This window comes from Methanoculleus sp. UBA413, assembly GCF_002502935.1.
In the GTDB taxonomy this organism is placed as follows: Archaea; Halobacteriota; Methanomicrobia; order Methanomicrobiales; family Methanoculleaceae; genus Methanoculleus; species Methanoculleus bourgensis.
This window is the reverse complement of record NZ_DAQR01000088.1, coordinates 3,276-14,514: the sequence shown is the minus strand read 5'-3', so window position 1 is coordinate 14,514 and position 11,239 is coordinate 3,276. Positions and strand designations below refer to the sequence as shown.

7 protein-coding genes are annotated in these 11,239 nt (G+C 60.6%); 3 read left to right on the top strand and 4 right to left on the bottom strand.

What is annotated here, in order from left to right; translation table 11 throughout:
* The 4 genes from BP858_RS07165 to BP858_RS07150 all read right to left on the bottom strand — a co-directional run.
* The coding region (locus BP858_RS07165) for an Ig-like domain-containing protein (RefSeq protein ID WP_286879188.1) at positions 1-3,360 on the bottom strand (3,360 nt) is incomplete at its 3' end.
* Positions 3,361-3,870: 510 nt separating this feature from the next.
* Positions 3,871-5,022, bottom strand: a complete 1,152-nt coding sequence (gene dnaJ, locus BP858_RS07160) for a molecular chaperone DnaJ (RefSeq protein ID WP_214166714.1) — start codon at positions 5,020-5,022, stop codon at positions 3,871-3,873.
* A gap of 5 nt (positions 5,023-5,027) precedes the next feature.
* Positions 5,028-6,857: a molecular chaperone DnaK gene (gene dnaK / locus BP858_RS07155; RefSeq protein WP_214166713.1), complete on the bottom strand. Its 1,830-nt coding sequence runs from the start codon at positions 6,855-6,857 to the stop codon at positions 5,028-5,030.
* Positions 6,858-6,861: 4 nt separating this feature from the next.
* Entirely contained in the window at positions 6,862-7,371 is a 510-nt protein-coding gene (locus tag BP858_RS07150; protein WP_062265597.1) for a nucleotide exchange factor GrpE, read from the bottom strand.
* A gap of 312 nt (positions 7,372-7,683) precedes the next feature.
* Between BP858_RS07150 and purH the strand changes: the two genes are divergently transcribed.
* From purH to BP858_RS07135, 3 genes are all read left to right on the top strand, one after another.
* A complete protein-coding gene (purH, locus tag BP858_RS07145; protein WP_074175417.1) occupies positions 7,684-9,168 on the top strand; it encodes a bifunctional phosphoribosylaminoimidazolecarboxamide formyltransferase/IMP cyclohydrolase in 1,485 nt (494 codons plus the stop codon).
* A 307-nt stretch (positions 9,169-9,475) separates the two neighbouring features.
* Positions 9,476-10,159, top strand: a complete 684-nt coding sequence (locus tag BP858_RS07140) for a DUF4013 domain-containing protein (protein WP_014868184.1) — start codon at positions 9,476-9,478, stop codon at positions 10,157-10,159.
* A gap of 85 nt (positions 10,160-10,244) precedes the next feature.
* Positions 10,245-11,239: homocitrate synthase/isopropylmalate synthase family protein (locus BP858_RS07135; protein WP_286879187.1), on the top strand; the 995-nt coding region annotated here is incomplete at its 3' end.

Here is an 11,239-nt window from a genome sequence, read left to right as displayed (position 1 = left end):
CCCGACCTCAATTGTGGCGGGGGAGGGCTCGACCTCGATGCAGGTCGGGACTGCGATAGAGGGTTCAACGGTCACGCAGGCGGAGCCGTTGGCCTCGCCTGCTGATGCAGTGAGGCGCACTTCGCCGTCCGCAAGGGCGGTGAAGAGGCCAGTCTCCTGATCGATGGTGCCGATGCACGGATCGCTGCTCTCCCAGGTGACCTCGACATCAGGCATGGGGTTGCCATTCTGGTCGAACGCGGTCGCGGTGAGCTTCAGGCTCTGCCCGGCGGCGATGGTGAAGTCGGACGGGCTGACCGCGATCCGCTCCTGGGTCGGGGATGCCGATCGAACTGTCACTTCCGCGATCCCGGTCTCGTTGACCCCTTCGACCGAGGCGGTGATGGTTGCAGTCCCTTCATGCTCGGCGGTGAAGAGGCCTTCCTGGGTTATCGTGCCTGCAGAACATGACCACTTCGGCTTAGAATTGGCTGCGTTGTCCTGCAGACCATAGACAGTCGCACTGAACTGCCATTTATCCTCAGGATCGAGGATGATCGCCGATGGAGAGATCACAACCCCCGAGCAATCTTCGGCGGCCACTATGTTCACCATCGTGGTGATGGCACCGGTGCCGCTATCGGCAGGCGTGATCGCCGCCGGCGTAACGACGGTGCGCACGTGAGCCGGAGCGGCGTCGGTTACGGTGACGGTCGCGGTTCCGGTGGCTCCATCGCCGGTTGCGGTGACGGTCGTCGTGCCGCCGCAGACGGCGGTGAAGACGCCGCAATCGTCGATCATGCCGACGTTCTCATCGCAGCACATCCAGGTGATCTCCGCATCCTCGACGATATTACCGAACGGGTCGAACGCGATGACGTCAAACTGCAGGGTATCGCCGGTCTCCAGGGTGACCGCGGACGGAGAGACCACAATCATACCGAACGCCGGCGCCGGAGCGTTTACGGTGATGGTCGCCTGCGCTGAGACATCACCTGTTTCTGCGGTGATGGTCACCGTGCCCTCAGCGAGAGCGGTGAAGATCCCGCTCGCATTGATGGTTCCGACGGCGTCGTCGCTGCTCTCCCAGGTGACCTCACCTGCGGATATAATGTTGTTGTCCTGGTCGAACGCGGTCACCATGAACCTCTGGTCGTCACCGACCTCCAGAGTGGCCCGGGGCGGCGTGAGCCTGAGGCTCGCAATCACCGGTTCTATCGGGTCTTCGGCGGTGACCGTGACGGTCGCTTCCGCGGAGCGATCGCCTGCCGTTGCGGTGATGGTCGTTGTACCCGCAGCCAGTGCGGTGAAGAGGCCACTGGAGTCGCCGATGGTCCCGATAGTCTCGTCACTGCTTGTCCAGGCGATCTCAACGCCGGAGATCTTGTTGCCGTCCAGATCGAGGGCAGTTGCCGCAAACTCCTTCGTCTCGCCAACCGCGAGTGTGGCCTCGGTCGGTTTGATCACGATGCTCTCAGGCACCGGGTCGACCTGGGCTGCAGCGGTGACCGTGATGAGTGCTTCCGCGGACTTGCTGTCTGCGGAGGCAGTGATGGTTGTCGTGCCTACAGCGTGAGCGGTGAAGAGGCCGGTGGTCTTATCGATGGTCCCGACGGTCTCGTTACTGCTTGTCCAGGCGAACGTGATCCCAGTCATTTCATTATCGAACTGGTCAAGAGCGATTGCTGTGAATGTTTCTGTCTCGTTGATCTCAAGGGTTGTCGGGGTCAGTTTGATCGTGATTCTATCAAGCACCGGGTTTTCAGCGCTGACCGTGACGGTCGCGGTTCCGTTGATCTCGCCTGATGCTGCAGTGATGGTCGTCGTGCCCGCAGCGTGAGCGGTGAAGAGGCTGGTCTTATGGCTGGTCTTATCGATGTCCCCAACGGTCGTGTTGCTGCTCGTCCAGGTGATCGTAATCCCGGTCATTTCTTCGTCGAACTGGTCGAGGGCGGTTGCCTCGAACGCCCTCGTTTCATCGACAGCCACGGTAGCCTCGGTCGGGTCGATTGCGATGCTTGTAAGCACCCGCTTGACCGGCGCCGGAGCGTTGACGGTGACGGTCGTGGTTCCGTTGATCTCGCCTGATGCTGCAGTGATGGTCGTCGTGCCCGCGGCGTGCGCGGTGAAGATGCCACTGGACTCTCCGATGGTCCCGACGGTCATGTTACTGCTCGACCAGGAGATCTTGACGTCGGAGATCTCGTTGCCGTCCTGGTCGAGGGTGGTTGCTGTGAACTCCTTTGTCTCGCCAACCTTGAGCGTGCCTCCGGGCGGCGTGATCTCGATCCTCTTCAGGGTCGGTTTGACCGATGCTGAAGGATTGTAGGCGAAGATGTGGAGGTTTGAACTCTCACCTCGGCCGTTCTGCCAGACAATGGTATTGCCGCTGACGGCGGGGTAGAGATGCACAATATAATCCTTATCGGGCAGCCGTACTGCTTTCTCTTCCCCGGTCCCGGATTTGAGGTCATACAGGAAGATACCTCGCTCCCCCCCTCCATACGGCCCCTTCCGCATGTCCTCCCAGGCGATGATGCTCCCGCTGATCGACGGCGAGGCCTGATAGGAAGTGTCGAAGGTGATCCTCTGCTCCCCTCCGGAGGGACTCGCGAGATCGGTCATGTAAATGTCGGCATCACCGCTTCGGTAATCTTCCCAGGTAATAAGGCTCCCGTAGAGCGAGGGCCAAGTCTGGGCCGCCGTGCTCGTGGATACCGGGCCTACTACCGTTCCGGCCGCGATGTCATAGTAATGGACCCTCCAGTCATCCTCTTCTACCCAGGCGACATACTTCTCCGAGAGTGCGGGTTTGAACTCGGTAGTCCCCCAGGGAATCGTTGTCGTTGCGTCACAGTCGATGACTTTCTTCACGCTCCCGGCAGCGATGTCATAGAGGACGACGTTTGTCTTGCCGTTGCTGTCATCATACCAGGCAGCGTACTTCCCGCGGACGATGGGCATCCACTGGTTGCCCGTGCCGGTGAGGAGTTCTTCCACTCCTGTAGAGCGTTTGTAGAAATAGATGTCCCAGTTCCCGTTCCGGTTATCCTGCCAGACGATGTAGTCGCCCGAGATGGACGGTTTCTCCTGCGAGGCGGGATTGTCTGTTATCTGCTCGCCGGTGTAGGAAGCATGCTGCGTACCCCGGCCGGAGTCTGCCCTGAATTTGTCTACTGTCCCAAAGTAGATGTCCTTGTTGCCGTTCCGGTTGTCTTCCCAGACTATCATGTTGCCGTCGATATCTGGGCGTTCCTGCGCACCGTTGAGTGGGCTATAGAGATCCTCCCCCGGCGCAGCCTCTACCGCTATAACTGGCGGTATCAGCAACCCGATGATGACGACTGCGCACAAGAGTGCCAGATGTCTCTTTTTTGTCACTTTTTTCCCCCCTTGCGTGAACTCCGCTCTCTTCCTGCAGAGCCGCTGTACATACCATTCGGTAGGCACAAACAGGCTGGCTAAAGCGGGTGCTCATTGGAGCACCCCGCAGGCAGAGTGCAGATTCCGATTTAAAGACCGGTCATAGTCTAGCCGGTGAAGGGGGAATAGCAGTATAAATATATATCCTTTACGGTGATTTATTCTATAATTTTTATAATAATAACGGGGATATCACATCCTCCCTCATGGACGACAGGTGATCGAGACAGTCGCTCTCCACCACCGGAGTATTGCGAAGGAACAGGCAACCTTCTCAGAGGTTTTTTGTTAAGATCCTCCGCGGTTTGGGTAATTTAAGGCTCCAGGTCGTCAACTCTATCACGCCCTGGATATTGCTACCTCCTGCGGGAGACCCTCTCCGGCAAAACCACATTGTGGATTTATCCGGTACCGGTTGTCCCCTGGGGCAGCATCAAAAAAAGGTAGAACGTTGGGCCGCGAGAGCCCCTACTTCACCGACTCTTTGACCTTGTCGACGACGTCCTGAAAGAAGCCTTTGCCCTTCTTTGCGCCCTTCGCGGAGGGTTTGCTCCCCTCGATCTCGAGCAGGCGCTCATAGAGTTCACGCTCCTCTTCGGTCAGGCGTTCAGGCACGACGATGCGCACCCGCACCAGCATATCGCCGGGTTTCGTCTGCCACCGCACGCCCTCGCCCGGTATCTTCAGCCCGGTGTTGTACTGCACACCGGCCGGGATATCGAGGACGACCGTCCGCCCGTCGATCGTCTGGACCTCGACCTGGGAGCCCAGGGTCGCCTGCGCCGGGGTGATCTCGATGACCGTCTCCAGGTCGTTGCCCCGGCGGGTGAACGTCCTGTGCGGTGCGACGCTGATCTCAATGTAGAGATCCCCGCTCGGCGCCCCATAGTCCCCGGCGTCGCCGTAGCCCTCCATCCGGAGACGCATGCCCGTATCCACCCCAGGCGGGATCCGGACCTTCACGGTCTGCCGGGCGCGCCGATGCCCGCTGCCGCCGCAGGCCTTGCACCGGGACTCGGGTATCTTCCCCCGCCCGCCGCAGGTGGTGCAGGTGCTCATCCGGACAAAATTCCCAAAGATGGACTGGCTCATCTGCCGCATCTGGCCGCTGCCGCCGCAGGTCGGGCAGGTCGTGAACTTCTTCGTCTCGCTCCCCGACCCATCACACGCAGGGCAGGGCTCGATATGATCGAGAGCGACCTCCTTCTCGGTCCCGAAGGCTGCCTCCTCAAGCGTGACCCGTATCTTCATCAGGAGGTCGGCCCCGGGGCGCGGGCCGGAACGCTGCCTGCCCCCGCCGCCGAAGAAGGTATCGAATATATCCCCGAACCCTGAGAAGTCGGCGCTGAACCCGCCGGAGAACCCCCCTCCCCCGGCGTACGAGCCTTTGGATGCGTTACTGTAGGCGGTATGCCCCATCTGGTCGTACTGGGCGCGCTTCTGGGGATCGGAGAGGACGCTATAGGCTTCGTTGATGTTCTTGAACCTCTCCTCGGCCTCCGGCTCCTTGCAGACATCAGGGTGGTATTTCCGTGCCAGGTTCCGGTACGCTTTCTTGATCTCCGCGTCATTGGCGTCCCGCGAGACGCCGAGGGTATCATAGTAGCTGTCCGGACCCATCGACCTCACTCTTCTTTGACTTCGTAATCGGCATCAACGACGGTATCATCCTTCTTTGCGGCACCCTCCCCCTCTTGCTGCTGGGCGGCCGCCTGGGCCTGCTGGTACATCTTTGTCGTGACCGCATATACCGCTTCGGTCAGGGCATCCATCTTCTGTTTGATGGCCTCAAGGTCGTCGCCCTCGAGCGCCTTCTTGAGGTCGGCGATCGCATCCTCGATCTTCTGCCGCTCCGTAGCATCGATCGTATCCTTCGCCTCTTTCAGGGCGCGCTCAGCGGTGAAGATGGCGGTATCGGCGGTGTTGCGCAGGTCAATCTCCTCGCGCTTCTTCTTGTCCTCATCCTCAAACTTCTTTGCATCGTCCATCATCCGCTGGATCTCGGCCTCAGAGGGGCGGGAGTCCTGCGGTTTGATGGTGATCGACTGCTCGTTCCCGGTGCCGAGGTCCTTTGCCGAGACGTGGACGATACCGTTCGCGTCGATATCGAAGGTGACCTCGATCTGCGGGATGCCCCGGGGTGCTGCCGGAATCCCGGTGAGCTGGAACCGGCCCAGGGTGAAGTTATCCTTCGCAAGTGCCCGTTCACCCTGCATGACGTGGATCTCGACCGAGGTCTGGCCGTCGGCTGCGGTCGAGAAGATCTGGCTCTTCCGCGTCGGGATGGTGGTGTTGCGCTCGATGAGCTTCGTCGCGATGCCCCCGAGCGTCTCGATACCGAGCGAGAGCGGGGTCACGTCGAGGAGCAGGACGTCCTTGGTCTCGCCCGTCAGCACGCCGGCCTGGATGGCGGCGCCGAGAGCGACACACTCGTCAGGGTTGATACCCTTGTCGGGCTCCTTGTTGAGGACCTTCTTCACGGTCTCCTGCACGAGCGGCACCCGGGTCGACCCGCCGACGAGGAGGACGTGGTCGATATCATCGGCGCCCAGTTTGGCGTCGGCGAGCGCCTGTCTCACCGGCCCGAGGGTCGAGTCGACGAGGTCGGCGATGAGCTGCTCGAACTTCGCACGGGTGAGGTCGAAGTCCAGGAACTTGGGACCGCTCTCCGTCGTGGTGATGTAGGGGAGGTTGATGTTGGTCTTCTGGACGGTGGAGAGCTCGATCTTCGCGTTCTCGGCCGCGTCCCGCAGGCGCTGCATGGCGACCGGGTCCTTCTTAAGGTCAACGCCCTCTTTCTTTCGGAACTCATCAACCAGGTAATCGACGACCAGTTTGTCGAAGTCGTCGCCGCCGAGACGGTTGTTGCCGGCGGTCGATTTGACCTCAAAGACGCCGTCGCCGAGCTGAAGGATGGAGACGTCGAACGTACCGCCGCCGAGGTCATAGACGAGCACCGTGGCCTCGCCCTCCTTGTCGATACCGTAGGCAAGCGCGCTCGCGGTCGGTTCGTTGATGATCCGGAGCACCTCAAGGCCTGCAATGGTTCCTGCATCCTTCGTCGCCTGCCTCTGAGCGTCGTTAAAGTAGGCAGGCACCGTGATGACGGCCTTTGTGATCTTTTCGCCCAGGTACTCCTCTGCGTCCAGTTTCAGTTTCTGGAGGATCATCGCGGAGATCTCCTGGGGGGTGTAATTCTTGCTCTCGATGGCAACCTTCTCGCTTGTGCCCATCTTGCGCTTGATCGACTGGATGGTGCGGTTCGGGTTCGTGATCGCCTGCCGCTTTGCGACGTTGCCGACCAGCCGCTCGCCTTCCTTGGTGAACGCTACGACAGACGGGGTCGTCCTGCCGCCTTCGGCGTTGGCGATGACCGTCGCCCGCCCGCCTTCCATGATTGCCATGCACGAGTTGGTTGTTCCAAGATCAATACCAAGGACTTTCTCTGAAACCATGTATTTATTCCTCCTTTCCTTTAGATACCACAACTTTTGCGCATCTGATGACCTTATCCTGCATACAGTATCCGCGAATGACCTCGTCGATCACGGTACCTTCCTCTGCAGCCGAAGGAACGTAGGCAACCGCCTCCTGCCGTTCCGGGTCGAAAGGAAGGTTCCGGCATTCGATGGGCCTGATGCCGTGCCGGTCGAGGATGGTTGTGAAGAGTTTCCTGATCTGCTCCATCCCTTCCCGGAGGCTTGCACCGTCGGCTTTCTCCGCCCGCTCAAAGTTGTCCATGACCTCGAGCAACTCCACCGCGAAATCCTCGATGGCAAACGTTGTGCGGGTATCGATCTCCCGGGCCATCCGCTTCCGGTAGTTGTCGAAATCTGCTGCAAGGCGCAGATAACGGCTGTTAAGGTCGTCATATGCCTTCTGCAGCTCTTCAAGCGCCGGAGATACTGCATCCGCCTCTTTTGCGAGATCCGGTTGCTTCTCGTTTGGTTCGGATGTTTCCTCCTTCATACGCCTTACCTGCTTCAAAATGATGTAATGTACTGGTTTGATTATTTATTGTAATGTAGTTCTATATATCTTTAACGAATGCTGCAGGCATTCGGCCACTATAACCAGCCGGTTTCCCGATTGGAGACTCATTCAGCAATATTCTCCCGTGATACGTGGATCGGCGGAAGGGAGGTCGCATTCCTCCAGGAGAGATACCGGCGGTACCTGCGATGCCGGCGTTCTTGTTTCCCGGGACCCGGGAGGGTGAAAGGCGACCGTTTTCGTGGATAGCGCCAAATATATATCTCTGTATCCCACTCACGTGTAATCATGAAATGGGCACTGCTGTCTGTCTGGGATAAAACAGGCATTGTTGATCTTGCAAAAGTGCTCGTCGGGCACGATTACCGGCTCCTGAGTTCCGGCGGCACCGGGGCTGCGCTACAGCAGGCGGGAGTTCCGTATACCGACGTCTCTACCTACACCGGGTTTCCCGAGATGATGCATGGCCGGGTAAAGACCCTCCACCCGAAGGTGCACGGGGGTATCCTCGGGCGCCGCGGCATCGATGATGCCGTGATGCAGGAGTATGGCATCGAGCCGATCGACCTTGTTGTGGTGAACCTCTACCCCTTCGAGGCGATGAGCGACGCCGGGCTTTCGCTCGACGAGATCATCGAGTACATCGATATCGGCGGCCCGGCGATGGTCCGGGCGGCGGCAAAGAACCACAAGTACGTGGCGGTCGTGGTGGACCCTGCCGACTATCATATGGTTGCAGACGCGGTCCGGAGCGGCGGGTTCTCGCCCGAAGAGCGGTTGAATCTCGCCGCGAAGGCGTTTGCCCGGACGGCGGCCTATGACGGCGCGATCACGAACTACCTCACCGGCATCAACCGGCCGTTCCCCGAGGTCCTCAACGTCCAGTTCAGGAACGGGCGGGCGCTGCGCTATGGTGAGAACCCGCACCAGGCGGCGGCGGTCTACGGGGATGCCGGCATCGCCGCCCAGGAGACGCTCCAGGGCAAGCAGATGTCGTACAACAACTACCTTGACGTCGACGCTGCCGTCGGCCTGCTCCGGGAGTTTGAGGAGTGCGCTGTGGTCATTGTCAAGCACAACAACCCCTGCGGCGTTGCGACGGGCGACGGACTCCTCGAGACCTACATCGCCGCCCGGGAGGTCGACCCGGTCTCGGCCTACGGCTCGATCGTCGCCATGAACCGCGAGGTGACCGAAGATGTCGCCCGGGAGCTCACCGGGACGTTTGTCGAGGTCGTGATCGCTCCTTCCTACACACCGGAGGCGCTCGAGATCATGAAGGTCAAGAAGAACATGCGGGTGCTCCGGCTGCCTGAACCGGTGGTGCAGGACGAGATCCGGAGCATCGACGGCGGCGTGCTGGTCCAGCGGGCGGAGCCCTACCGCGAGGACTGGAAGGTCGTGAGCGAGCGGGAGCCCGACGCCCACGAGATGCGGGCGATGCAACTTGCTTTGAAGGTTTGCCGGCACACGAAGAGCAATGCCATCATATTTGCAGACGAAAATGCGGTCCTCGGGATCGGTGCCGGGCAGATGAACCGGGTCGAGTCGGCAGAGATCGCGGTCAAGAAGGCTCGAAAGCCTCTTGCCGGCTCGGCGGTTGCGTCGGATGCCTTCCTGCCGTTCCCCGACACCCTGGAGGTCGCGGCGGCAGCAGGTGCGACGGCGCTCGTCCAGCCGGGCGGCTCGATCCGCGATGCGGAGGTCATCGACGCGGCGAACCGGCTCAACATCGCGATGGTCTTTACGGGCGTGCGGCACTTCCGGCACTGAAGGCCGCTTCAAACATTTTTTGCCGGGATCCCGGCTTCTTTGAAGGACTCCTATAGAGGTTGCCACCTCCATCGGCAACCGGATAATCCAGGGAGTTGTGCAAAGCATCTCTGCAGAGTCATCCATACATCGTTCACGCGGAAGTTCGCGAAGCCGGTGCGGGTGTTAGCAGTCCCCTTCGCGCCCTTCGCGGCTTCGCGCGAGACCCCATCGCTATCCGGGGATTTTGCGAAGCATCTCTACGGGATCGGGTGTTCCCAAACGATTATATGTGCCATCTTCTCTCCATGGCTGAAGGTGGTATCTCATGGACTACGGCAGTCTCATCTCGGGGTCGTTTGAATATACTAAAGATGCCCTCTGGGGAAAATGGGGGCGGTGGATCCTCCTGGTCGTTCTCTCACTTATCCAGGTCTTTACCCTCTTCCTGATTCCGCTCTACAACGGCTACATCGTCAGGGTGCTTGCCGGCCGGAGGCCCGCGCCCGACGTGGACCAGTGGGGCAGGCTTTTTATCGACGGGTGGAAGTGGAACATCATCAGCCTGATCTACATGATCCCGGTTCTCCTGATCCTGGCCTACTTTGGGGGGCTTGCGGTCCTCTCTGCCATCGGGGTGCAGGGGGCGACCGACCCTGCAGCCTGGGCTCCTGCGGTCGCCGCCGCCCTCTCCGGCATCCTGCTTGCGGTGCTCGTCGCGATCCTCATATCGTTCATTGCCCTCTTCGCGGTCGTGCGGTTCGCCCACACGGGGAGGTTCGGCGAGGCGTTCAACTTCAGCGCGATCTTTGCTCATATCGGGAGGATCGGGTGGCTGAACGTCTTTGTCGCCCTCGTGGTACTGACCGTCGTGGTCGCGGTCGTGGAGTTCGCCCTCATCCTGGTACCAATCATCGGCGTAATCATCCTCCTTCTCCTCATGCCGGCGTTCATCATCTTTACCTACCGCTACATCACTCTCATTTATGAGAGCGCACCGGCGCCGGCATAACCCCCTCCCCCCTTTTCCCCTGCTCCCGAATCCCCAACGTTTAAATACGGGTGCTCCCAATTATTTGCGGTGAAACCCACTATGAGTGATTGCTTTATTTGGTGAATCGATCCGCTTTTTTGACACTACCTTACGGGACGGCGAACAGACACCCGGTGTCTGCCTGACGCCGGCCGAGAAACTTGAGATCGCAACGCACCTTGCCGACGTCGGCGTCCACGTCATCGAAGCCGGCTCTGCGGCCGCTTCCCTCGGGGAACGCCAGTCCATCCGTGCAATCGCCGATGCCGGGCTTGCTGCCGAAACGTGCACGTATGTCCGGGCGCTCGCCCAGGATATCGACCTCGCCGCCGATGCCGGTGCCGACTCTGTCCACCTCGTCGTCCCGGTGAGCGACCTTCATATCGCAAAGAAACTCCGCAAAACCCGTGTGCAGGTCTGCGATATGGCCTGGAGTGCCGTTGAGTACGCGAAGAGCCGCGGTCTTGTCGTCGAACTCTCAGGCGAAGACGCATCCCGCGCCGACCAGACGTTCCTCGCGGCGATCTTCCGGGAAGGGGTCGAGCGAGGCGCCGACCGGCTCTGCTTCTGCGACACCGTCGGGCTCCTCACGCCCGAGCGGGCCGCCGAAGTCATCCCGCCGCTCCTCTTCGCCCCGCTCTCCATCCACTGCCACGACGACCTCGGGTTTGCGCTCGCAAACTCGGTCGCCGCCCTCCGTGCCGGGGCATCCTGTGCCCACGTCACCGTCAACGGCCTCGGGGAACGGGCGGGGAACACGGCCCTGGAAGAACTGGCGATGGCGCTTGAGGTGCTCTACGGAGTTGATACCGGGATTGCGACCGAAGAGCTCTACCCCCTCTCGACCCATGTCGCCCGGCTCACCGGTGTACCGCTTGCCACCAACAAACCCATCGTCGGCGAGATGGCCTTCACCCACGAGAGCGGCATCCACGCCCACGGGGTGATGCGGGACGCGAGCACCTACGAATCGATCCGCCCGGAACAGGTCGGACGGAGACGGCGCATCGTCATCGGCAAACACTCCGGGTCGGCGGCGGTCGAGGCCGCCCTCCACGA

Bases quoted from the DNA above. Each gene is read 5' to 3' on its own strand.
- purH (WP_074175417.1), top strand. From the start codon at position 7,684: ATGAAATGGGCACTGCTGTCTGTCTGGGATAAAACAGGCATTGTTGAT.
- dnaJ (WP_214166714.1), bottom strand. From the start codon at position 5,022: ATGGGTCCGGACAGCTACTATGATACCCTCGGCGTCTCGCGGGACGCC.
- dnaK (WP_214166713.1), bottom strand. From the start codon at position 6,857: ATGGTTTCAGAGAAAGTCCTTGGTATTGATCTTGGAACAACCAACTCG.
- BP858_RS07150 (WP_062265597.1), bottom strand. From the start codon at position 7,371: ATGAAGGAGGAAACATCCGAACCAAACGAGAAGCAACCGGATCTCGCA.
- BP858_RS07140 (WP_014868184.1), top strand. From the start codon at position 9,476: ATGGACTACGGCAGTCTCATCTCGGGGTCGTTTGAATATACTAAAGAT.